Annotated in this window: 16 protein-coding genes; 7 read left to right on the forward strand and 9 right to left on the reverse strand. The window is 67.1% G+C overall.

The window, feature by feature from the left end; genetic code table 11:
• Positions 1–107: 107 nt before the first annotated feature.
• Complete coding sequence (locus IHE47_RS07210) at positions 108–791, forward strand: rhomboid family intramembrane serine protease (protein ID WP_192105215.1); 684 nt, start codon at positions 108–110, stop codon at positions 789–791.
• Between the two features lie 3 nt (positions 792–794).
• On the opposite strand, the gene IHE47_RS07215 is transcribed toward IHE47_RS07210, so the two are convergent.
• Positions 795–1529, reverse strand: a complete 735-nt coding sequence (locus IHE47_RS07215; protein WP_192105216.1) for a glutamine amidotransferase — start codon at positions 1527–1529, stop codon at positions 795–797.
• Positions 1526–3361 carry a GspE/PulE family protein gene (locus IHE47_RS07220; protein ID WP_192105217.1) on the reverse strand — a complete coding sequence of 612 codons (1836 nt, stop codon included), beginning with the start codon at positions 3359–3361 and terminating at the stop codon, positions 1526–1528. The genes IHE47_RS07215 and IHE47_RS07220 overlap by 4 nt, the downstream gene beginning before the upstream one ends.
• Before the next feature lie 97 nt (positions 3362–3458).
• On the opposite strand from IHE47_RS07220, the gene glyQ reads away from it, so the two are divergent.
• Together glyQ and glyS are read left to right on the forward strand one after the other, a co-directional pair.
• Complete coding sequence (gene glyQ / locus IHE47_RS07225; protein ID WP_192105218.1) at positions 3459–4370, forward strand: glycine--tRNA ligase subunit alpha; 912 nt, start codon at positions 3459–3461, stop codon at positions 4368–4370.
• A complete protein-coding gene (glyS, locus tag IHE47_RS07230) occupies positions 4367–6520 on the forward strand; it encodes a glycine--tRNA ligase subunit beta (protein ID WP_192105219.1) in 2154 nt (717 codons plus the stop codon). Before glyQ ends, glyS begins: the two co-directional genes overlap by 4 nt.
• A 133-nt stretch (positions 6521–6653) precedes the next feature.
• On the opposite strand, the gene IHE47_RS07235 is transcribed toward glyS, so the two are convergent.
• A complete protein-coding gene (locus IHE47_RS07235) occupies positions 6654–7232 on the reverse strand; it encodes a helix-turn-helix transcriptional regulator (RefSeq protein ID WP_192105220.1) in 579 nt (192 codons plus the stop codon).
• A gap of 397 nt (positions 7233–7629) precedes the next feature.
• Between IHE47_RS07235 and IHE47_RS07240 the strand changes: the two genes are divergently transcribed.
• Complete coding sequence (locus IHE47_RS07240) at positions 7630–8496, forward strand: YbaY family lipoprotein (protein WP_192105221.1); 867 nt, start codon at positions 7630–7632, stop codon at positions 8494–8496.
• Between the two features lie 128 nt (positions 8497–8624).
• On the opposite strand, the gene IHE47_RS07245 is transcribed toward IHE47_RS07240, so the two are convergent.
• The 4 genes from IHE47_RS07245 to mnmG form a co-directional block, all read right to left on the reverse strand.
• Entirely contained in the window at positions 8625–10643 is a 2019-nt protein-coding gene (locus IHE47_RS07245; protein ID WP_192105222.1) for an autotransporter domain-containing protein, read from the reverse strand.
• Between the two features lie 117 nt (positions 10644–10760).
• On the reverse strand, positions 10761–13091 hold the full coding sequence (locus IHE47_RS07250; protein ID WP_192105223.1) for a Tex family protein: 2331 nt from the start codon (positions 13089–13091) through the stop codon (positions 10761–10763).
• A 119-nt stretch (positions 13092–13210) separates the two neighbouring features.
• Positions 13211–14011, reverse strand: a complete 801-nt coding sequence (locus tag IHE47_RS07255) for an RDD family protein (protein WP_192105224.1) — start codon at positions 14009–14011, stop codon at positions 13211–13213.
• Positions 14012–14148: 137 nt separating this feature from the next.
• Entirely contained in the window at positions 14149–16023 is a 1875-nt protein-coding gene (gene mnmG, locus IHE47_RS07260) for a tRNA uridine-5-carboxymethylaminomethyl(34) synthesis enzyme MnmG (RefSeq protein WP_192105225.1), read from the reverse strand.
• A gap of 545 nt (positions 16024–16568) precedes the next feature.
• Here mnmG and IHE47_RS07265 point away from each other — a divergent pair.
• Complete coding sequence (locus tag IHE47_RS07265) at positions 16569–16754, forward strand: hypothetical protein (RefSeq protein ID WP_192105226.1); 186 nt, start codon at positions 16569–16571, stop codon at positions 16752–16754.
• 97 nt (positions 16755–16851) lie between these two features.
• On the opposite strand, the gene pepN is transcribed toward IHE47_RS07265, so the two are convergent.
• Complete coding sequence (pepN, locus tag IHE47_RS07270; protein ID WP_192105227.1) at positions 16852–19503, reverse strand: aminopeptidase N; 2652 nt, start codon at positions 19501–19503, stop codon at positions 16852–16854.
• 80 nt (positions 19504–19583) lie between these two features.
• Here pepN and IHE47_RS07275 point away from each other — a divergent pair, with 80 nt between their 5' ends.
• Both IHE47_RS07275 and IHE47_RS07280 read left to right on the forward strand, forming a co-directional pair.
• A complete protein-coding gene (locus IHE47_RS07275; protein ID WP_192105228.1) occupies positions 19584–20582 on the forward strand; it encodes an aldose epimerase in 999 nt (332 codons plus the stop codon).
• Positions 20579–21526: a pyridoxal-phosphate dependent enzyme gene (locus IHE47_RS07280; RefSeq protein WP_192105229.1), complete on the forward strand. Its 948-nt coding sequence runs from the start codon at positions 20579–20581 to the stop codon at positions 21524–21526. Before IHE47_RS07275 ends, IHE47_RS07280 begins: the two co-directional genes overlap by 4 nt.
• Positions 21527–21621: 95 nt before the next feature.
• Here IHE47_RS07280 and IHE47_RS07285 read toward each other — a convergent pair whose 3' ends face one another.
• Positions 21622–22731 (reverse strand): sterol desaturase family protein, encoded by a 1110-nt coding sequence (locus tag IHE47_RS07285; RefSeq protein WP_192105230.1) that lies wholly within the window; start codon positions 22729–22731, stop codon positions 21622–21624.
• Positions 22732–22844: the final 113 nt, after the last annotated feature.

Raw genomic sequence — 22844 nt, forward strand, 5'->3', positions numbered from 1 at the left:
TGTTTGCTTTTGCGGCCTACCCTTGGACCGAACCCGCCACCCCGCCGCCGCCCTTCGCCTATCATCACTATTCCATCGGCCGCCACCGGCCCGCTCGGAGCGCGCGCTTGTTCGTACACGTCGATAATCGCAAGCGGAACCAATGGCAATGGGCCACCGTGCTTATCGTCAGCGTGTGCGTGCTTTGCTTCGTCTTGCTTGCATTGATGCCGAATCAGCAGCGATTGGTCGCGTTGCAGGAATGGGGCACCGTCCCGGCGAATATCTTCGATGCGCATGAGCCGATCTGGCCGCAGCTGACGGATCCATCGCTGTTGCGACTGTTTACCGCCTTGTTCATCCACGTTACCTGGCTGCATCTGCTCAGCAACCTGTTGTTCCTGATGATCTTCGGCTTGCCGGGCGAGCGGGCGCTGGGTTCGCTGCGCTTCCTGTTGCTGTTCGTGGCCGGCGGCATCGTCGCGAACCTGATCGGCGCCGTGTCGCTGGCAGGGGTGCGCCTGCCCATCATTGGCTGCAGCGGTGCGGTGTCGGCGGTGGTGGGCACCTACTTTGCGTTGTTTCCGCGCGCACGCCTGGGCCTGGTGCTGCCGCTGGGCCTTTACCTTGAATTCGTGCGGGTGCCGGCATTCCTGCTGATCGGCATCTGGGTGCTGTTGCAATTGCTCTTCAGCTACGCCGGCCCAAGTTACGGCGCCTACGTGTGGTGGGCGCACATCGGCGGTTTCGTGTTCGGCCTGGTGTTCGCCCTGGTTTCACGCGATGCGATCGCGAGGCGCCTGCGGCACTGAGCGTCAGCGATGGCGGGCGCTGCGTGACAGTCCATGATGGCGTGCGAACCGCTGCAGGAAACCCCGGGCAATGGGGGTGGCGGCCACTTCGCGGTAGCTGCTGTGCGGATCGGATCCTTCGCGCTGCATGTCGGCACGTTTGCGCAGGATGTAGGCGCGCATCACATCGGCGCTGAATTCGGGATGGAACTGTGCGCTGAGCGCATACGGCCCGTAGCGCAGCAACTGGTGCGGGTCGCGCGCCGAACGAGCCAGCACCAGTGCTCCCGGAGGAGCCTCCAGCACGCTCTGCTCGTGCGTGGTATGGGCGCGGAAGCTCGCCGGCAAAGATGCAGCGAGCGCATCGCTGGCGGCAGTCTCCAGCTTCTCGATGGCATGCGTGCCGATTTCGCGGCCGCCGGGCAGGTAGTCCACCCGGCCGCCCAGCGCATGCGCCATCAGTTGATGGCCGTAGCACACGCCGAACAGCGGCAATTCCGCGTCCATGGCATTGCGGATCCATCCGGCCGTGCGTTCGCTCCATGCGGCGCGCTGGGTGACCATCGCCGCCGAGCCGGTAATCAACGCACCGGCAACCGTGCCGGGCGGCGGCAAGCTATCGCCAGCTTCCACGTCGACGACATGCAATCGTTGCTCCGGCAACTGCGCTCCCAGCCGGAACCAGTGCGGGAAATCGCCGTGACGGGCGCGGATGGCATCCGGTGCGCGACCGGTGCGAATGATGAGGATGGGCTTCATTCGGAATGATCGGGGATTTTGTCGTCGGGCATTTCGATGGGCGGCAACACGGCCAGCACTTCCTGCACCGTGGTAAGTCCGCGCGCCACCTGTTCGGCGGCGGACAGGCGCAGTGGACGCATGCCTTCGGACAAGGCGGTACTGCCGAAGGTGCCCAATTCCAACTGTGCCGAGATCAGCCCGCGCAGGCGCGGCGAGATCGGCATCATTTCATAGATGCCGGTGCGGCCCATGAAGCCGGTATTGCGGCATTCGAGGCAGCCGACCGGCGCATACACTTTTTCCGGCAGGGGCAGCTGCCAGCCGTGGGTGAGTGCGTTCCACTCGTGCGCGTCCTGGTTGGCTTCCCGCTTGCAGTAGGGGCACAGGGTGCGCACCAGTCGCTGCGCCACCACGCCGGTGAGCGTGGACTGGATCAGGTAGTGCGGCACGCCGAGGTCGAGCAGGCGGGTCACCGCGCTGGGTGCGTCGTTGGTGTGCAGGGTGGAAAGCACCAGATGGCCGGTGAGCGACGCCTGCACCGCCATCTGCGCGGTTTCCAGGTCGCGGATCTCGCCGACCATGATGATGTCGGGGTCCTGTCGCAGCAGGGTGCGGACGCCCGCGGCGAAATCCAGGTCGATCGAGGGCTGCACCTGCATCTGGTTGAATTCGGGGGAGACCATTTCGATGGGGTCCTCCACCGTGCACACGTTCATCGCCGGCGTGGCCAGGTGCTTGAGCGTGGAGTACAGCGTGGTGGTCTTGCCCGAGCCGGTGGGGCCGGTCACCAGCACGATGCCGTGCGGCCGTTCCACCATGTGCCGCCATTGCGTCGCCTCGCGCTCGGAGAAGCCGAGCTGGGCGAAGTCCTTCACCACCAGGTCGGGATCGAAGATGCGCATCACCATCTTCTCGCCGAACGCGGTGGGCATGCTGGAGACGCGCAACTCCACTTCGCGGCCGGTGGACGAGCGGGTCTTGATGCGGCCATCCTGCGGACGGCGCTTCTCGGCCACATCCATGCGCGCAAGGATCTTGATGCGTGCGGTCACCGCGGTCATCACCGGCGGCGGCAACTCGAACACCTTGTGCATCACGCCATCGATGCGGAAGCGCATCTGCCCGGCATCACGCCGCGGCTCCAGGTGGATGTCCGAGGCGCGCTGTTCGAAGGCGTACTGCAGCAACCAGTCGACGATGTGCACCACGTGGCGGTCGTCGGCGCCCACCTCGCCACTCTTGCCCAGTTCGACGAGTTGCTCGAAGTTGAGGATGGCCGAAGTGTCGTGACCGCCGCTGGCCTTCGCATCCTGCGCCAGCTGGATCGAGCGCTGGACGCCGTAGAACTCCTGCAGGTAGCGGTTGATGTCCAGCGGGCTGCACACCACGCGGTGCACGTCCCGGCGCAGCATGTGCGCAAGGTCCTTGGCCCAGGCGTCGTCGAACGGTTCGGCGGTGGCGAAGGTCACTTCGCCCGGTGCCATCGCCACCGGCAAAATGCGATGCCGCTGCGCGTAGCCGTGGCTCACCACCTGCGTGACGGCGGCCACGTTGACCTTCATCGGGTCGATCTTGAGGTAGGGCAGCCCGGCGTGCCCGGCCAGCCATTCGACGAGATTCTCCAGGCTCAGCGGGCGACCGGGGTCACGCTGGTTCGGCAGCTTGGCATTGGCGATCACCACCAGCGGATGCAGCTCGACCGCGCTGCGGCCGGAGCGCGAGCCCAGGCGCACCTGCTTGGCGTCCTCGGCGTTCACGTAACCATCCACCACCAGCGCGGCGAGCAGCTCGTCCAGTTCCAGTCGGCCGCGACGGCCGAGCAGGGTTGCGATTTGCGGTGATGCAGCCATCCGGATGACTCCCCCGTGGCGTCGCGCACGGCGGAAAACCAGTGCGCAAGCGTGCTGCGGCTATACTAACCCGCTTTACCAAAGCCCACGGAAAGCCATGTCCGCGCGCACCTTCCAGGATGTGATCCAGACCCTCAACCGCTACTGGGCGGCGCAGGGATGCGTCTTGCTGCAGCCGCTCGACACCGAGGTCGGCGCCGGCACTTTTCATCCCGCCACCTTCCTGCGCTCGCTCGGTCCCGAGCCCTGGTCGGCGGCCTACGTGCAGCCATCGCGCCGTCCCACCGACGGCCGCTACGGCGAGAATCCCAACCGGCTGCAGCATTACTACCAGTACCAGGTGGTGATGAAGCCGAACCCGGAGAACATCCTCGAGCTGTACATCGGCTCGCTGAAGGAACTCGGCCTCGATCCGCTGGTGCACGACCTGCGCTTCGTCGAGGACAACTGGGAATCGCCCACGCTGGGCGCATGGGGCCTGGGCTGGGAAGTCTGGCTCAATGGCATGGAAGTCACCCAGTTCACCTACTTCCAGCAGGCCGGCGGCCTGGAATGCCGGCCGGTGACGGGCGAGATCACCTACGGTCTCGAGCGCCTGGCGATGTACCTGCAGAACGTGGACAACGTGTACGACCTGGTTTGGACCGAAGGCCCGCACGGCAAGGTCACCTACGGCGACGTGTTCCACCAGAACGAAGTCGAGCAGAGCACCTACAACTTCGAGCATGCGAACGTGCCGGAACTGTTCCGCTGGTTCGACGTGTGCGAGGCCACCGCCAACCAGCTGATCGCCGCCAACCTGCCGTTGCCGGCCTACGAGCAGGTGATGAAGGCCAGCCATACCTTCAACCTGCTCGACGCACGCCGCGCGATCAGCGTCACCGAACGCCAGCGTTATATCCTGCGCGTGCGCACCCTGGCGCGCAGCGTGGCCGAGACCTATGTGGCGCAGCGCGAGAAGCTCGGTTTTCCGGGCCTGAAGAAGCACACCAAGGAGCAGGCCGCATGAGCGCCGCCAAGTCGCTGCTGATCGAACTGGGCACCGAGGAATTGCCGCCGAAGGCGCTGGACGAACTGTCCGTCGCGTTCGCACGAGGCATCTGCGACGGGCTGGCCAGGCGCGGCATCGAGGCCGCGCTGGACAAGGCGAAGGCGTATTGCTCGCCGCGGCGCCTGGCCGTGCATGTCCCGCATGTGAGCGCGGTGCAGCCGGAGCAGGCGGTCGAGCGCCGCGGTCCGGCGGTCAATGCCGCTTTGGATGCGCAGGGCCAGCCCTCCAAGGCGCTCACCGGCTTCGCGCAGTCCTGTGGCGTCACCGTGGAGCAATTGGAAAAGCTCGAAACCGACAAGGGCGCGTGGTTCGTGTTCCGAGCGGTCAAGCCGGGCCAGTCGCTTGCGTCGTTGCTGCCGGAAATCGTGGACGAAGCGCTCAAGGGCCTGCCGATCCCGCGCCCCATGCGCTGGGCTGACCACGACTACGCCTTCGTGCGCCCCGCGCATTGGCTGGTGATGCTGCACGGCGCGGACATCATCGACGGCGCGGTGCTCGGCCTGGCCGGCGGGCGCCAGTCGCGCGGCCACCGCTTCATGCACCCGCATCCGGTGCACGTGGCCGACGCCGATGGCTGGCTCGATGCGATGCGCAGCGCCAAGGTGCTGGCCGATCCCGCCGAACGCCGCCAGCGCGTACGCGACGAGGTGGCGCGTGCGGCGAAGGAAACCGGTGGCGTGCCACGACTCGACGAAGCCTTGCTCGACGAGATCGCCAACCTCACCGAGTGGCCGGTGGCGATCGCCTGCGACTTCGAACGCAGCTTCCTCGCCGTGCCGCAGGAAGCCCTGGTCACCACCATGGAGACCAACCAGAAGTTCGTGCCGGTGTTCGACGCGGACGACAAGCTCACCGGGCATTTCATCGGCATCGCCAACATCGAGTCGAAGCAGCCCGCGGAAATACGCAAGGGCTACGAGCGCGTGATCCGCCCGCGCTTCGCCGATGCGAAGTTCTTCTGGGACGAGGACCTGAAGACGCCGCTGGCGAGCTACCAGGAGCAACTCAAGAGCGTCACCTACCAGCAGGCGCTGGGCAGCCTGTGGGACAAGAGCGTGCGCGTGGCCGAACTGGCGCGCGTGATCGCCGGTCGCGTCGGCGTCGATGCCGGTGCCGCCACGCGAGCGGCAAGCCTGGCCAAGTGCGACTTGCTTACCCGCATGGTCGGCGAGTTCCCCGAACTGCAGGGCGTGATGGGCCGCTACTACGCCAGCCACGACGGCGAGCCGGTCGACGTGGCGATGGCGTTGGACAGTTATTACCAGCCGCGCTTCGCGCGTGATGGCATCGCCGCCGACAAGGTGGGCCAGGTGCTGGCCGTGGCTGAGCGCCTCGACACGCTGGCCGGCATCTTCGCCGTGGGCATGAAGCCCAGTGGCAACAAGGATCCATTCGCCTTGCGCCGCGCTGCGCTGGGCCTGGCGCGCACCCTGATCGAAGGCAGGCTGGAGATCGACCTGCGCGCCGCATTCGTCGAGGCGCTGGAGTTGTTGCCCGAAGCCGCCTTCGCGGCCGGCACGAAGCCCGGCAAGGACGGCAAGCCGCCCGTCATCGACGTCGGCCAGCGCCGTGCCGTGCTGGCCAGGGAATTGGTTGACTTCGTACTGGACCGCTTGCGTGGCTACTACGCGGAACAGGGCTGCCTGTCCGAAGCCTACGAGGCCGTGCTCGCGGTACAGCCGGAAACGCTGCCCGATTTCGGTCGCCGCCTGCATGCCGTGGTCGAGTTCAGCCGCTTGCCGGAAGCAGCCAGCCTCGCCGCCGCGAACAAGCGCGTGGCGAACATCCTGCGCAAGCAGGCCGAGGAAGGCGGCGCGCCGGCACCAGCCCACGAGGTCGACCCCGCGCATTTCGAGAACGACGCCGAACGTTCGCTGGCCGATGCACTGGCCGCCGCGGGCAGGGAAACCGCCGAGCCGCTGCAGCGTGGCGACTACACCAGCGTGCTGAAGCGGCTCGCGCAGCTGCAGGCGCCGGTGGACGCCTTCTTCGAGCAGGTGCTGGTGAACGCCGAAAACCCGGCGGTACGCCGCAACCGCCTCGCCCTGCTGGGGCGGCTCAAGGCCGCGTTCGGCGCGGTGGCCGACATCGCGTTGCTGCGCGAGTGACTCTTGCGGCCATTCCTGGCCGTTGGAATCAATCGGATCAACCGGCGGTCACCCATTGCTGCCGTACCCCTCGAACAAAAACGCGGCGCCCTTCGGGGGCGCCGCGTTTTGTTTGAATCGCGAGTCGGAGGGCTCAGGCGATTTGTGGTGCCTTGGCCTGGCGGATGCGCTCGGACAGCTGGCGGTTGAACTTCAGCATGGCGGTGGCGTTCACGCTGGAGCCGTCGCTGCCCAGGATCTCGTAGAGATTGCTGAGCATGTCGGTGTTGTCGGCCAGCGTCATCGGGCTGTTTGCCAGTTCCAGCTCCGATTGCAGGATCTGCATGGCGGTATTCAACCGGCGCGGATCCACCGCAGCGACTTCGGCGCCAGCCTGGATGCTGCTATGGCCGCCGATACGGCCGCGGGCACGGTGCGTAACGGTTTCCGAGCTGTACTGGGCATCGTCGTTGCCGGCGGTGCTCGGGTCGATCTGCAGGGCGCCCTCGCCCGCGACCAGCCACACCAGCGAGATGCCCAGCGTGCGGGCCATGGTCACGCAGCGGGCGCGGGAAGGGTCGGTGTTGCCGTCGCGCCAACTGCGCACGACGCCTTCGGAGAAGCCGCACATACGTGCGATCTCGGTGGCGCTACCCACGCGCTGGATCAGCAACTTGATGCGGTCGGCGAAAGTCGACTGGAGCGGGTCGTGAGGGAGTTTCTGCGTGCTCATGGCGATTGACCGTCTACGGGGCTGGGCTGGGGAGTTGTCGCAAGATCATGTGCATCTGCGCCGAAACGGCCGGATCCTGTGGGCAACGCCAGTATCGGATCAGGCTGCTTTCGCGCTGCTTTCCCGAGACTGACAGGGCCCTTGGCGACGCCATGTCGAGACCGTGGTTCTGCAACGAAACCTTACGCACGGCAGGCTAACGCCATCAAAAAGTTCCGGTTGACACGAACCTGCGCTCGTTTTGCCTGCGTTCACGTAAATTTGCGGGTGGATCCGCTTGACTTTCCCGTAACCCGGGTTTTCGGCTATTCTGGAAACTTCCCCCGCGACGAAACCAGGGCGCAAGTGCCGCCGGTTTCCGTGCACGACCCCAATCCAGAATTACGAGGCTTACCCAATGCGCAAGATGGTTTTGTCGATGATGTCGATGGCCGTGCTGGCCTTGGCCGGTTGCGGCTCGTCGGCCCCGTCGCCGACGGAAGATGGCACGGCCGGCGCCAGTTCGGCGGCATCCGCCAACACCGCCAGCTCGGTGAGCGGCACCATCACGGTTCGCGGTGCGATCCAGCCGTCGCCGAATGCGCAGCTGGTGATCAACCTGATGGACGTTTCGCCCTCCGCGGCCGGTTCGGCGCCGGTGGCCAGCAAGACGGTGGCTTCGGGTGCCACCTTCCCGTATTCGTTCCAGCTGGACTTCAAGCCCGGTGACATCAAGTCGGGCGACATGTACGTGGTGAAGGCGACCCTCACCGACGGTGCGCGTCATTACTCCATGCCCATCCAGGCGCCGGTGCTCACCCAGGGCAACAAGAACACGGCCTCGATCGAGCTGCTGGCAGAGCAGACGCCCGCCGAGAAGGACCTGGCCGACTTCAACACGCTGATCAAGCAGATCGGCGGCATGAAGGTGAGCAGCGGCACCAAGCTTGAAGACAACGCTTCGCGCGGCTGGCAGGTGTTCCGCCAGGACGGCGAAGTGAAAGTGATCCGCGAGCTGGTGGATTACGGCGACAAGGGCTTCACCAGCACCGATTTTGCCTACAAGAACGGCGCGCCGTGGGTGGCCGCGCAGCAGAAGAAGGCGAACAAGGATGCCGCGGCCAGCTCGATCACGCGCGCCAGCTGGACCGAGAATGGCATGCTGGTGCTGCACGAGCAGCAGGTCGGCGACAAGACCGGCGACCTGGACTCCGACAGCGCCAACAGCCTGCGCCAGCAGGCCTTGGCGATCTACAACCTCGCCGGTGGCAACAAGAAGAAGTAACCGGCCTGCGAAGCCCGGGTACGAAAAAGCCGAACCGCGAGGTTCGGCTTTTTCGTTTTGGCTGACCCGTGCGTCCGTCCCTGGATGCGGAAGCCAGGCGGCCATCCATGGCCTGCCTGCCGCTGGCGTCAGAAGTTGTACTTCAGGCCCAGGTTGAGGCTGTTGTACTTCTGGCTGTTGTCGCTGAAGTGGCCGCTGTAGCCCACCCAGCCGCTGAGCTGCTGGCTGAACTGCGCGGACAGGCCGAGGTCGGCGGAGCCCCAGTTCTTGTCGGGCGTGAAGCCGGGCAGCGCGAAGTTGCCGTTCATGCTGTTGAGGCCGGCGGTGATGTCGCGTGCATCCGCCTTGCTGTCGTTGTTCCAGCCGATGTCGGCGTAAGGCGTCAGCACGATGCCGCCGGCCTGCCAATTGCCCTGCACACGCCAGCCCAGCGTGCCGATCAGCGCATTGCGCTGCTGGCGACCGAACCACATGGCGGTGCTGTCGTTGCCGTCCTCGCTGTAGCCGTCGACCTTGATCGATTCCCACTCGATGTTCGCGTAGGGGCCGGTACGCAGGCTGCCGACATCGAACCACCAGCCGCCGGTCAGGCCGCCGCCGAGGTGCGAGCCGTCCGCCTTGCCGGTTTCGCCGCGCGAAGCGGCGCCGATCTGGATGCGACGATCGATGTCGCTGAAATTGGACTGGCCGAAGTTCAGGTAGCCGCCGACATAGCCACCGCCCTGATGGTAGGTGAGGTAGCCCAGGCCGCTGATGTCCTGCAACTGGTAGCCGCCGCCACCGGCGAAGTCGGCATTGCTCTGGCCCACGCCCAGCGCGATGCCGGCCGAGAGGTTGTCGTTGATGCGCGCATCGGCGCCCAGCGTGAGGTTGACGTCGTTGCTGGTGGTCTTCGGCGAGTTGCTTTGCGCGTCGTAGCTCTGGTGCGCGTAGTTGACGTTGACGAAGGCGCGGGTGGCGCCGCCGTTGCTGTCGGCCAGCATCTCGTTGCGGATCGTGCTGGTCTGCTGCGTGGCGCTGGCCAGTGCGGTTTCACCCAGCAGCGAAATCTGGCCGGGAGCGTTGAGTTCGGACAACACCACCTGCGACAGCATCTCGTGCGCCGCGGTGGTGGGGTGCACGCCGTCGGCGAACAGATAGCTCTGGTCGGTGCCGGCCGCGTAGGTGTATGGAGCGCCCGAACCCGCCGGGCCGCACTGCACCGAACTGGAGCCGACGCCGCAGGCCGGCGTGGTGACGTTGCTGAACCCGTAGAGCGACGGGTTGGCGACCACTTCGTTGATCAGCGCGTAGGTGTTGACCGGGATGATGCCCTTGCCCAGCTGGCCCAGGCCGCTGTTGAGCGTGCTGTTGAAGATCACGCTGAGCCCGGTCAGCTGCGCCGCCGCCGTGGCGCCTTGTTCGGTGCCATCGGGCGTCACGCCGATGTTCGGCAGGTTGAATACCACCAGGTTCTTCACGCCGGCGGCCTGCAGCTCGCCGATCAGCTTCACTTCCTGCTGGGCGGCGGCGCCGATCGCGGCCTGCGCCTGGTCGGCGGTCATGAAGCTGGAGACGCCTGCCGCGGCGAGCACCTGCTGGCTCACGGCGGTGGTCACCTGCTGGGTGATGGTCGGCGTCAGCGCCTGGATCTGCGCGGCGGTGTAGCCGGCCTGTTCCAGCTGGGCGATCTGCGCGGCCACGTTCTGCTGGATCAGGGCCTGCGCGGTGGCGGCGGCCCCGGCCGAGGTGGCGGCATAGAAGATGTCGTTCGCGCCACCCCAGATCGTGTACAGGGCATGCGGATCGACGCTGCCGGCCGCGAGGTAGGTGTTCACCTGGCTCGTGATCGTCGGGACGGCCGCTGGCGTACCGGGCGAGTTGGTGAGGATGCCGGCGCCGCCCCAGGCGTAGTCGGTGCCGCCCGCGAGCGATGGCCCCAGCGTGTAGCCGAGGTCGCCGGCGAGGTCCTGCACGGCCACGTGGCCCGGATTGGTGGTGAACTCCATCGGCGGCTGCAGCGATGGATTGCTCGCCAGCGAAATGTTGCCGGCGTCGCTCAAGCTGTCGCCGAACACGACGACCTTGCTGAAATCGGTGGCGCCGGCGGCGGTGCTGAAGAGCAGGGCGGTGGCGATGGCGCCGACCAGGTGACGGGTACGAAGCATGGAAACACTCCCCATGGCCGGGATGGCCTTGTTAGCAGGACGTTACGGTACGGCATCCCATACGGAACCGCATGCTGCAGCGCATCGCTGCGGCAAGCGGTTCCGTATGTCGGGATTTCAGCGCTTGATCGCGCGCGCCAGTGCGTCGGCGAAGGCGCTGTTGGCCGGGGCCGGCGCTGGCTTGGGCACGGCGCCGGGACGCGGACCGCGGCCGTCGCGCTGGCCGGGGCGGGCATCGCCGGCGGCGGGTTTGCCGCGCGCCTGGCCCGGCTCGTCGTCGAGGCGCATCGACAGGCCGATGCGCTGGCGCGGGATATCCACCTCCATCACCTTCACCTTGACGATATCGCCGGCCTTCACCGCGTCGCGCGGGTCCTTCACGAAGGTGTGCGACAGCGCGGAGACGTGCACGAGGCCGTCCTGGTGCACGCCGATGTCCACAAATGCGCCGAACGCAGCGACGTTGGTGACGCGGCCTTCGAGGATCATGCCGGGACGCAGGTCCTTCACGTCCTCCACGCCCTCGGCGAAGCTGGGCGCGACGAACTCGGGGCGCGGGTCGCGGCCGGGCTTTTCCAGTTCCTTGAGGATGTCGCGCACCGTGGGCACGCCGAACTTCTCGTCGGTGAACTGCTCGGGCTTGAGGCCGCGCAGGAAGCCGGTGTCGCCGATGATGTTGCGCACCTCGCGGCCGCACTGGGCGATGATGCGCTCCACCACCGGATAGGCTTCCGGGTGCACCGCGCTGGCATCCAGCGGGTTGTCGCCGTTGGGCACGCGCAGGAAGCCGGCGCATTGCTCGAATGCCTTGTCGCCCAGGCGCGGCACCTTGAGCAGCGCCCTGCGGTTGGCGAAGGCGCCGTTGGCGTCGCGATGCTTCACCACGTTCTCGGCCACGCTGGCGGAGAGGCCGGCCACGCGCGCCAGCAGCGCGGCGGAGGCGGTGTTCACGTCCACACCCACCGCGTTCACGCAGTCCTCGACCCTGGCGTCGAGCGCGCGTGCCAGCTTCACCTGGTTGACGTCGTGCTGGTACTGGCCCACGCCGATCGCCTTGGGCTCGATCTTCACCAGCTCGGCCAGCGGATCCTGCAGGCGGCGCGCGATGGAGACGGCGCCGCGCAGACTCACGTCCAGCTCGGGGAATTCCTTCGCGGCGGTTTCCGAGGCGGAATACACCGATGCGCCGGCCTCGCTCACCACGACCTTCGACAGCTTGTGTTCCGCGTGCGTTCTGGCCAGGCCCTTGATGAGCTCGCCGGCCAGCTTGTCGGTCTCGCGCGAAGCGGTGCCGTTGCCGATGGCGATGAGATCCACGTCGTGCCTCTGGCACAGGCGCGCCAGCGCGGCCAGCGATTCGTTCCACTGGCGGCGCGGTTCGTGCGGATAGATGGTGTCGGTGGCCAGCAGCTTGCCGGTGGGATCGACCACGGCCACCTTGCAGCCGGTGCGGATGCCGGGGTCGAGGCCGAGCACGGTCCTGGCGCCGGCCGGCGCGGCCAGCATCAGGTCCTTGAGGTTGTCGCCGAACACGCGGATGGCCTCGTCCTCGGCGCCTTCGCGCACACGGCCGAACAGGTCCAGCGTGAGGTGCAGGTGCAGCTTCACGCGCCAGGTCAGGCGCACCGTCTCGCGCAGCCAGGCGTCGGCGGCGCGGCCACGATCGTGGATGCCGGCGTGCGCGGCCACGCGGCCTTCGCCCTCGGCGTGGCCCTGCTCGGCATCCAGCGCGGGTTGCAGGTCGAGTTCGATGATGCCTTCGTTGCGCGCGCGCATCAGTGCCAGCAGGCGATGCGAGGGGATCCTGGCGATGGCTTCGACGTGGTCGAAGTAGTCGCGGAACTTCGCGCCTTCGCTCTCCTTGCCTTCCACCACTTTCGCGCGGATCTGGCCCTTGTCCCACAGCCAGTCGCGCAGCTCGCCCACGAGATGCGCATCCTCGGCGATGGACTCCATCAGGATCGCGCGGGCGCCATCGAGCGCGGCGCGCACGTCGGCCACGCCCTTGTCGGCATCCACGAACTGCTCCGCGATGACTTCGGGCGGCAGCGTGGGATCGTTGCGCAGACTGCTCGCCAGCGGCTCCAGCCCTGCCTCGCGTGCGATCTGCGCCTTGGTGCGGCGCTTGGGCTTGTAGGGAAGATAAAGGTCTTCCAGCGTGGCCTTGGTTTCGGCGGCGAGGATGTCGGCCTTCAGTGCATCGCTGAGCTTGCCCTGCTCCTCGACGCTGGCGAGGATCGCGGCGCGGCGTTCCTCCAGCTCGCGCAAGTAGCGCAGGCGCTCCTCCAGCGTGCGCAACTGGGTGTCGTCGAGGCCGCCGGTGACTTCCTTGCGGTAGCGCGCGATGAACGGCACGGTGGCGCCGCCGTCGAGCAGTTCCACCGCCGCGCGCACCTGCTCGGTCTTGGCGGCGATGTCCTGGGCAATGCGTTGTTCGATGCTGGGCATGGGGTGGAGCACGTCCTTCGTGTGGAGCAGGCCGCCGATGATAGCAAGCGGGCTACACGGCCTCGGAAAAGAAAGCGGCACCGGAGCGGACTCCGGTGCCGCCTTTGTGGATCAGCGGATCAGGCGTTGAACGAACCGCCGTTGCCAGCCGGCGCGGTGGATGTGTCCTTGAACTCGCTGGCGCGGCCGTTGAGCACCAAGGCTTTTGCCGCCATGTCATGCCAGCCTTGCTTGCGCGCAGTCCATGCAGTGGCGATGTAGGAGAAGAAGGGGATGAGTCCAATGAAGGGTATCTGGACTGCGTTTAGCAGCCTGACTGCATTGCGGATTGCGCAACGTGCAAAACCGGGTGCGTGTCCCTCCATGTCCGTGACACGGATTCCAAGCGCCAATTTTCCAAGGGTTGCTTGCCACTTCGAGCCTTCGAGCAAGACGTAATAAGTGAATCCAATGGCCATGACGATTATGCCGGGCACAAGCGTGGTGTTCTTCAGTGCTGCCGACGCAGCTTTCATGGCTTCTGGTGCGGGGCCGCTCTGCATCAAGGTCATAAAATGCATGAAAGCGTCAATCACACCTGTCTTCGCGTAGATGATGGTGCTTGGAACAAGCAGGACCAGAAAGTCGATTATCCAGGCAGCAAACCGCTTCCAGAAGCCGGCGTAGTCCTCCAATGCTGCTGCCGTGGTCTGCGGTAGCGATTGCAGTGGAGCGGCAGATGTCGAAAAGGAATTATCTGTTGCCACTGCCGCATCATGTATCGCATCGGGATAAAGCACCGACAGCGGTTGCCAGTCGGCCAACCCTTCGCGCCACGCGAGGTCGCTGCCGCTGACCTGCCCGTTGCGCAGCCACGCGCGCACGTCCTCTTCCTTGTACGGGCCGTGGCGTTCGCCGTTGCGTCCGATCCAGATTTCCATTGCATGCACTCCCCGGTGGTGAATGCGGCGATGATGCCATGCCGTTTGCGGAATGTGGGTTGGAACTGTAGGCGCACCCTGTGCGCGATTGCTCTTGGCTCCGATCAAGCACCAGAGCCATCGCGCACAGGGTGCGCCTACGCGGCGTGGCGTTTCAGATGCACCAGGAGCAGCGAGATCGCGGCGGGAGTGACACCGCTGATGCGCGCGGCCTGGCCGAGGGTCGCGGGCTGCGTGCGCTTGAGCTTGAGCAGCACTTCGGCAGAGAGGCCGCGCACGGTGTCGTAGTCGAAGCCGGCGGGGATCGCGGTCCGCTCGTGGCGGCGCTGGCGCTCGATTTCCTCGCGCTGGCGCTCCAGGTAGCCCGCGTACTTGGCCTGCACTTCGACCTGCGCGGCAACGCCCCCGTCCGTCACGGCCGGACCGAGTCCGGAAACGGTGGTGAGCCTGGCGTAGTCGAGTTCGGGGCGGCGCAGCAGGTCCAGCGCATTCGTTTCGCGGCTCACTGCGATGCCGAGCTGGCGTTCGATCGCCACGCCCAGCGTGTTGCTCGGCGCGGCCCACAGTGCGGCGAGGCGCTGCGTCTCGCGCTCCACCGCCTCGCGCTTGGCGCGCAGCGCGTCGAAGCGCGGCTGCGGTACCACGCCCAGCGCGTGGCCCTGTTCGGTGAGGCGCAGGTCGGCGTTGTCCTCGCGCAGGTACAGCCGGTATTCGGCGCGCGAGGTGAACATGCGGTAGGGCTCGATGGTGCCGTTGCTGGTGAGGTCGTCCACCAGCACGCCTAGGTAGGCCTCGTCGCGGCGCGGATACCACGGCGCCTTGCCTTGCACCGCCAGTGCGGCGTTGAGCCCGGCCAGCAGGCCTTGCGCGGCGGCTTCCTCGTAGCCGGTGGTGCCGTTGATCTGGCCGGCGAAATACAGGCCGGGGATTGCCTTGGTCTCCAGCCACGGATTGAGTCCGCGCGGATCGAAATAGTCGTATTCGATGGCGTAGCCGGGCCGGGTGATGTGCGCGTGCTCGAAGCCCTTGATCGACTGCACCAGCGCCAGCTGCACGTCGAACGGCAGCGAGGTGGAGATGCCGTTGGGGTAGATCTCGAAGGTATCCAGTCCCTCCGGCTCGATGAAGATCTGGTGCGAGCCCTTCTCGGCGAAGCGCACCACCTTGTCCTCGATGGAGGGGCAGTAGCGCGGACCCACGCCCTCGATCTGGCCGGTGTAGAGCGGCGAGCGGTCCAGCGCGCCGCGGATCAACTCGTGCGTTCGTTCGGTGGTGTGGGTGATCCAGCAACTGACCTGGCGCGGATGATCGTCGCGCGAGCCGAGATAGGAGAAGACGGGCGCCGGGTCGTCGCCGCGCTGTTCCTCCAGCCCGCTGAAATCGATGCTGCGGCGGTCGATGCGTGGCGGGGTGCCGGTCTTCAGCCGGTCGGCCGCCAGCGGCAGTTCGCGCAGCCGGCTGGCCAGCGTGCTGGCCGGCGGGTCGCCGGCGCGGCCACCGGCGTACTGTGCGGGGCCGATATGGATCTTGCCGGCGAGGAAAGTGCCCGCCGTGAGCACAATCGACCTTGCACGGAAGGAAACGCCCATTTGCGTCACCACGCCCACGGCGCGGCCATCCTCCACGATCAGGTCGTCCACCGCCTGCTGGAACAGGTCGAGATCGGGCTGGCTTTCCACGATGTGACGAATCGCGGCACGGTACAGCGCGCGGTCGGCCTGGCAGCGGGTGGCGCGCACCGCCGGACCCTTGGAGGCGTTGAGCGTGCGCCATTGGATGCCGGCCAGGTCCGCCGCGTGCGCCATGGCGCCGCCCAGCGCATCGATCTCCTTCACCAGGTGGCCCTTGCCGATGCCGCCGATGGCCGGGTTGCAGCTCATCGCGCCCACGGTTTCGATGCTGTGGCTGAGCAGCAGGGTGCGTGCGCCGGTGCGTGCGGCCGCCAGCGCGGCCTCGGTGCCGGCGTGGCCGCCGCCGATCACGATCACGTCATAGCGGGTGGGATGAAGCATGATGCGCAAGGCTCTGAAAGCAGAGGGGCTTATGGTACCGCGCAGGACGGGTCACGGCTTGGCATGCAACCTGCTTTGATCACGTCGCACTTTCATGGGCACCGGCTGCGCGGTTCGCGCGCCGGGACCGGGCGGACAGGGGCCTGGTCGCGTGCCGTGAAAGGAAGCCAGACGGCGCCCCTCGGGGCGCCGTCGTTTTTTTGCGTGCCGGGAAAAGCGAAACCCCGCATGGAAGCGGGGTTTCATCGTTTAGATCTGGCGCCCGGCGGTCTCAGGAACAGGGGGAATCCAGGATGACCGTATTGCCGGGCGCCAGAAACCTTGCAACTCGTAACCGTCTGGCTGTCTTGTCGTCAGACCGTGGGTCGATGATCACCGCAAGAAGGTGAACCCGTGGTGACTGCAGCGCAACTTTCTGCCGAGGCAGGACAGCTGCTGACGCGTTGCGTCAGTTTCATGCAGCCCCCGGAAGCGCAATGTGATTGCCATCACATTTTGGCACGGCCAATGCATTGCTCCTGGCAACAAAAACCGGGAGAGCAGCCATGGGCATGAACATCGACTTCGAGAAGTTCTTTCCGCATCACGACCTGCTGATCGAGATCGGCCGCATCGAGATGGCAATGGAAACCCTGGACGAGCGCGCCGAAAGCGAGCGCGTGATGTTGAAGCCGCGGCTGGAGTCGCGCATGGTGCGCCTGCGCACCGCGCTGAAGAGCCTGCCGGTGTGAACTGAAACCTGCCTCACGCGGAAGTGCGCACCTTGCGTGCGGTTTCCTCGGCACTTCCACGCGAAAGAAACGGCGGCCCTGGCCGCCGTTTCCGTTTTCAGCCCTTGAGCATGTTGCCCACGATCTCGGCGAGGTTGCGCGAGAGCGTGCCGCGGGCCGCCAGCGAAGCCAGCGCGGCATGGGCTGCCTCGCGGCGCCGAGGCTCCAGCCGCTGCCAGCCGTTGAACGCGGTGGCGAGGCGGGCCGCGATCTGCGGGTTCAGCGCATCCAGTGCCAGCAGGCGTTCGGCGTACAGCCGGTAGCCCGCGCCATCGGCGCGGTGGAAGCCGGAGGGGTTGCCGTTGGCCCAGGTGCCCAGCAGGGCGCGGGCGCGGTTCGGGTTCTTCAGGGTGAAGGCGGGGTCGGCCTCCAGCGCCTGCACCCGCGCCAGCGCGCCAGCGCCGGGCAACTGGGCCTGCAGGGCGAACCACTTGTCCAATGCCAGCGGGTCGTTTGCGTAGCGCTCGCGGTAGTGCGCGAGCGGCTCGGCGCTACGCGCGGCGTCGTGGCGGGCCAGCACGCCGAGTGCGGCAAGGCGGTCGGTCATGCTCGGCGCATCGCGGTATTGCGCGGCGGCATGCTGGCAGGCGGTGGCGGGCGCCAGCAGGGCCAGCAGTTGCAGCACGCGCTGTTTCAGGCTGCGGTGGCCCTGGCTGATGGCGTCGATGCCTGCCGTGGATTGGGCGGCCAGCGCGCGATAGCGCGTCTCCAGCTTGTCGACGCCGATGCGCGCGGCCAGGCGCTGCTGCAATTGCTGGCGCAGCGCGTGGATGCGCGCCGGGTCGACCACCGGCTCGCGTTCCGCCAGCTCGATCTCGCCCGGTGGGACAAGCAGGTCGGCCAGCAGGGCGGCATCGAGCCGCGCATCGTCGAACAGGGCGGCCAGCGCGTCGCACCAGGCATCCACGGCGCCGTTGTCGGCGCCGTCGCGCAACGCGTCGCAGGCGCGCAGGGCGAGCTGCTGGCCGGCCTCCCAGCGGTTGAAACCGTCGGGATCGTGGCCCAGCAGCAGGGCGAGTTCGGCGGGCGTGTAGTCGCATTCGAGCACCGCAGGCGCGGAGAAGCCGCGCAGCAGGGAGGGCACCGGGCGCTCGGCCACGTCGTGGAACACGAAGCGCTGTTCAGCGTGGTCGAGCACCACCACCAGCTCGGTTTCGCCGTTGGCCACCTGACCGTCCAGATGCAAGGGCAGCATGCGGCCGTCGGCATCAAACAGCGCCAGCTTCACCGGGATCGGCAGTAGCTGTTTGAGTGGCTGCTGGTGGCTGGCGGGCGTGTGTTGCGACAGCGTGAGCGCGTACTCGCGCCGCGCGGCGTCGTATTCGCCGCGGGCCTTCAGCCGCGGCGTGCCGGACTGGCCGTACCACGCAAGGTAGGGCGTGAGGTCGGCGTGGTTGGCTTCGCCCAGCGCGGCGAGGAAATCCTCGATGGTGGCGGCGCGGCCGTCGTTGCGGCTGAAGTACAGGTCGGTGCCGCGGCGGAAGCCTTCCGCGCCCAGCTTGCCGGCCAGCATGCGCACCAGCTCGGCGCCCTTCTCGTACACGGTGGCGGTGTAGAAGTTGTTGATCTCGCGGTATTCGGCGGGACGCACCGGATGCGCCAGCGGGCCGGCGTCCTCGGGGAACTGCGCGCGGCGCAGCAGGGCCACGTCCTCGATGCGCTTCAGCGGCGCCGAGTTCATGTCGGCGGAGAAGCATTGCTCGCGATACACGGTGAAGCCTTCCTTGAGGCTCAACTGGAACCAGTCGCGGCAGGTGACGCGGTTGCCGCTCCAGTTGTGGAAATACTCGTGAGCGACCACCGCTTCCACGCGGCGGTATTCGTCGTCCGTGCTGGAGTCGGCATCGGCCAGCAGGCACTTGGTGTTGAAGATGTTGAGGCCCTTGTTCTCCATCGCGCCCATGTTGAAATCGTGCGTGGCGACGACGTGGAAGACATCGAGGTCGTAGTTGCGGCCGTAGGCCTGTTCGTCCCAGCGCATCGAGCGCACCAGGGCGTCCATCGCGTAGTGGCAGCAGTCGATGGCGTCGGCCTCGGCCCAGATCTTCAGCTGCACGTCGCGGCCGTCGGCGGTGCGGTAATCCTGTTCGATCTTTTCCAGCCGGCCGGCGACCAGCGCGAACAGATAGGCAGGCTTCGGGTGCGGGTCGACGAAGCGTGCCCAATGGCGGCCGCCGTCGAGTTCGCCGGCACCATCGGGATTGCCGCCGGCCAGCAGCACCGGGAAGCGCGCGCGGTCGGCGCGCAGGGTCACGACATAGATCGCCTGCACATCGGGGCGGTCAGGGAAGAAGGTGATGTGGCGGAAGCCCTGCGCCTCGCACTGGGTGAGCAGGAAGCCCGTCTCGGCGGGGCCGGAGAGGTACAGGCCTTCCAGCGCGGTGTTCGCGGCGGGATGCACGCGCACGCGCGTTTCCAGCACGCTGCCGTCGCGTGCGCCGCGCACTTCGAGGCCGCCGTCGACCAGGCGCCAGGTGTCGGGCGCCAGCGGCTGGCCATCGAGCGAGATGGAGAGCAGCTCGAGGTCTTCGCCGTCGAGCCGCAACGGTTCGTCCTGCGCGGGATCGCGGCGCAGCAGCAGCCTGGCGCCCACCTCGGTGGTGGCTATGCCCAGCTCGAAATCCAGTTCCACGCGCTCCACGCGCCAGGCAGGTGCGCGGTAATCGGCAAGGCGGATTGGCAGGCTGGCGGCGTCGGGTCGTGCGTTCATGCGGGCAGGGGAATCGGGTGCGGGGGACAGATCAGGCTAACATGGGGAATCTTGTCCCCGCCTTTCAACCGGAGCTTGCAATGACGCGTTTCCGTGCCGTCGAGGCCATGCTGGGCACGCAGCCCGTGGTGCAACTGGAAGATGTCGAAGGCGGCCGTCGCGTGCGTATCGCGCGACTCGGCGCGGCGTTGTTGAACTTCGAGGCGAACGAGGACGGCAACTGGTTCGACTACGCCGATGGCTACCGAGACGACGCGGAAATCGTTGCGCGCTCCGGTTCGCGCTTCGCGATCATGGTGCCTTTCGGCGGCCGCATCGCCGATGCGCGCTACGACTTCGACGGCCAGGCGCAGGACCTGCAGCCTGGCGTGGTGGGCGAGGCGCGCGCCAGTCGCCATGGCTTCGTGCGCGGCACCACGTTCGATCTCGCCGCGCTTGCCGCGGACGGCCAGGGGGCGCGGGCGACGCTGGCCACCGGCGTGATCCGTCCGCAGCCGGGCTATCCGCATTCGATCGACCTGGCGGTGACGTTCGCTCTGGACGCCGCCGGCCTCACGCTGGAGGTCGCGATGCGCAACGTGGGCGACAGCGCGGCGCCATGCTTCTTCGGCTGGCATCCGTATTTCCGGCTGGCCGATGCGCTGGTGGATGGCTGGGAAATGCAGATCCCCGGCGAAGGCCTGATCCGCACCGGCGCCGACCTGATCGCGTTGCCCGGAGCCGCCGCCTATGTGGCGCTGGATGATGCACCGGCAATGGATTTCCGCGAGCTGCGCGTGATCGGCGACCAGATCCTCGACCAGAGCTACAACGAATTGCAGCCCGATGCCGACGGGCGTATCCGCACCCACCTGCGCGACCCGGCCAGCGGCCGCGCGCTGGTGGTCTGGCAGGAGCACGGGCTGATGCACGCCTTCACCTCCGACACGATCAGCCGCGACGTGCGCCGCGCCATCGCGCTGGAGCCGATGGAGTGCATGGCGAACGCGTTCAACCGAGCCGAATGCGCGGATGCGGTCCGTCTGCTGCCGGGCGCGGAGCGTCGCTACCGCTGCGGCGTGGAGCTCGTGCAGGCATGAACGCGCTGCCCGATATCGATGCCATCCGCGACGCCGCCGCGCGCATCGCGCCGCACGCGGTGGTGACCCCGGTGTTGCGCAGCGCGGTGCTGGATGCGCTGGCCGGCGCCGAACTCCACTTCAAGTGCGAGAACCTGCAGCGCGGCGGCGCATTCAAGTTCCGCGGCGCGTGCAACGCGGTATGGTCGCTGGCGGACGAAGAGGCCGCGCGCGGCGTGGTCACGCACTCCTCCGGCAACCACGGCAACGCGCTGGCACTGGCCGCCGTAACGCGTGGCATCCAGGCGCACGTGGTGGTGCCCGAAGGCGCGGTACAGGCCAAGCTGGACGCCATCGCGCGCGCCGGCGGCACATTGCATCGCTGCGCGCCCACGCAAGCTGCGCGCGAGGCGATGTGTGCCGAGGTGCAGGCGCAGACGGGCGCCGCGCTGGTGCATCCCTATGCGGATGCGCGGGTGATGGCGGGACAGGGCACCATCGCGCTGGAACTGCTGCGGCAGGCGCCGCAACTCGATGCGCTGATCACGCCCGTTGGCGGCGGTGGCCTGGCCGCTGGCGTGGCGATTGCCGCGCATGCGCTCAGGCCGGAGCTGGCGCTGTTCGCCGCCGAACCGGCCGGCGCCGACGATGCAGCGCGCTCGCTGGCCGCGGGTGCGCGCATCGGCAGCATGGCGCCGGACACGGTGTGCGACGGCCTGCGTGCGCTGATGGGCGAACCGAATTTCGACGCCCTGCGTACGCATCGCGTGGAAGTCGTCACGGTGAGCGATGTGGAAACCGTCGCCGCGATGCGCCTGCTGTGGGGCGAGCTGAAACAGGTGGTGGAAGTGTCCAGCGCCACCGTGCTGGCGGCGATACTCAAGCAGCCGCGGCATTTCGCCGGCAAGCGCATCGGCATGGTGCTCACCGGCGGCAACGTCGATCTCGACGCGTTGCCGTGGTGACGTTCCGCTTCCCGTAGGAGCGCCCCTGTGCGCGATGGCCTTGTGCTCCGATCGAAGCGTCAGAGCTTTCGCGCACAGGGTGCGCTCCTACAGGCTTACGCGGCGGCGGATTCCTCGGCGGTTGCCGCGACGTCGGGCTGGGTGGCGCCACCCGGCAGGTGATGCGCCAGCGCATGCAAGTCGAGCTGGGCTACCGGGACCGGGCGCAGGGTCACCGGATCGAACGCCACCTCGCCCGGCCGCCAGCCTTCCCGCTGGAACACCGTGCAGAGGAAACGCTTCGTCGAATGCCAGTGCAGGCCGAGCAGGCCGTAATTGTTGTCCGCGTCCACCATCGGATCGCCCACGCCGGTGGGGCGCGGCGGCTCGCCGTACAGCGCGGTGCCGAAGATGACGTCCCAGATCGATAGCACCTGGCCGAAGTTGCAGTTGTGCAGCTTGGGACGCTCGGGATCGACCAGCATGTGGTGCAGCCGGTGGAACTTCGGATCGACCAGCAGCCGTTCGAACACGCGTCCGAATCCGAACCGCGTGTTGGTGTGCGAGAAGTTCTGCACCAGCTCGCCCAGCAGCATCAGCCACGCGAATTCGTCGGGGTCCACGCCCATCGCCAGGCCGACCACGGCGAGGATCATCGACTGGATGAAGCCGTCGATCAGGTTGCCGCGGTCGTTGGTCCAGCAACTCATCTGCCGCGTGCTGTGATGCATGCTGTGCAGCGCCCACCACCACGGCAGCGCGTGCTGGGTGCGGTGCATCCAGTAGTACACGAAGTCGTAGACCACGTAGTACGCGCCGAACAGCAGGTAGGGATGGCCGTTGAACCATGGCACCAGGGTGGTCAGCGCCAGCGGCGAGCCGGTACTGGAGATGTCCGTGCCGCCGCCGCCGAGCAGGTTGCTGAACGGCATCAGGATCAGATAGGTGAACAGCGGGAAGATGCCCACCAGCATCATCACCGTGTAGTTGCGGTCCACCAGGGTGAGCTTGCGGTCGGTCCATTGCTCGGCCGGGAAGAAGGTTTCCAGCGGCCGGAACAGGACGCCGATGATGCTGATCTGCAGCACGGCGATCAGCAACGAGGCGGCGATGTCGCGCGGGTCGCCGGACAGCTTGCCCAGGTGCAGCAGGTCGAGTGCTGGCGCCACCGCATGGCTGCTCAGCCAGTCGACGAGGCGGGACCACAATTCAGGTAGCGAGAACATCGGCAATTTCGCGGGGAATGGCAGCGCGCATGATACCGCCGCGGTTTCGGCATCGCGCTGAATGCCGCCGCGCGAATTTGCGGGGTCGTGCCTCGCATAGGAGCACCTTGTGC

The organism is Rhodanobacter sp. DHB23 (assembly GCF_014842975.1).
In the GTDB taxonomy this organism is placed as follows: domain Bacteria; phylum Pseudomonadota; class Gammaproteobacteria; order Xanthomonadales; family Rhodanobacteraceae; genus Rhodanobacter_A.

Bases quoted from the DNA above. Each gene is read 5' to 3' on its own strand.
- IHE47_RS07280 (WP_192105229.1), top strand. From the start codon at position 20,579: ATGAACGCGCTGCCCGATATCGATGCCATCCGCGACGCCGCCGCGCGC.
- IHE47_RS07250 (WP_192105223.1), bottom strand. From the start codon at position 13,091: ATGCCCAGCATCGAACAACGCATTGCCCAGGACATCGCCGCCAAGACC.
- IHE47_RS07220 (WP_192105217.1), bottom strand. From the start codon at position 3,361: ATGGCTGCATCACCGCAAATCGCAACCCTGCTCGGCCGTCGCGGCCGA.
- IHE47_RS07265 (WP_192105226.1), top strand. From the start codon at position 16,569: ATGGGCATGAACATCGACTTCGAGAAGTTCTTTCCGCATCACGACCTG.
- IHE47_RS07255 (WP_192105224.1), bottom strand. From the start codon at position 14,011: ATGGAAATCTGGATCGGACGCAACGGCGAACGCCACGGCCCGTACAAG.
- IHE47_RS07235 (WP_192105220.1), bottom strand. From the start codon at position 7,232: ATGAGCACGCAGAAACTCCCTCACGACCCGCTCCAGTCGACTTTCGCC.
- IHE47_RS07275 (WP_192105228.1), top strand. From the start codon at position 19,584: ATGACGCGTTTCCGTGCCGTCGAGGCCATGCTGGGCACGCAGCCCGTG.
- glyQ (WP_192105218.1), top strand. From the start codon at position 3,459: ATGTCCGCGCGCACCTTCCAGGATGTGATCCAGACCCTCAACCGCTAC.
- glyS (WP_192105219.1), top strand. From the start codon at position 4,367: ATGAGCGCCGCCAAGTCGCTGCTGATCGAACTGGGCACCGAGGAATTG.
- pepN (WP_192105227.1), bottom strand. From the start codon at position 19,503: ATGAACGCACGACCCGACGCCGCCAGCCTGCCAATCCGCCTTGCCGAT.
- IHE47_RS07215 (WP_192105216.1), bottom strand. From the start codon at position 1,529: ATGAAGCCCATCCTCATCATTCGCACCGGTCGCGCACCGGATGCCATC.
- IHE47_RS07245 (WP_192105222.1), bottom strand. From the start codon at position 10,643: ATGCTTCGTACCCGTCACCTGGTCGGCGCCATCGCCACCGCCCTGCTC.
- IHE47_RS07240 (WP_192105221.1), top strand. From the start codon at position 7,630: ATGCGCAAGATGGTTTTGTCGATGATGTCGATGGCCGTGCTGGCCTTG.
- IHE47_RS07285 (WP_192105230.1), bottom strand. From the start codon at position 22,731: ATGTTCTCGCTACCTGAATTGTGGTCCCGCCTCGTCGACTGGCTGAGC.
- mnmG (WP_192105225.1), bottom strand. From the start codon at position 16,023: ATGCTTCATCCCACCCGCTATGACGTGATCGTGATCGGCGGCGGCCAC.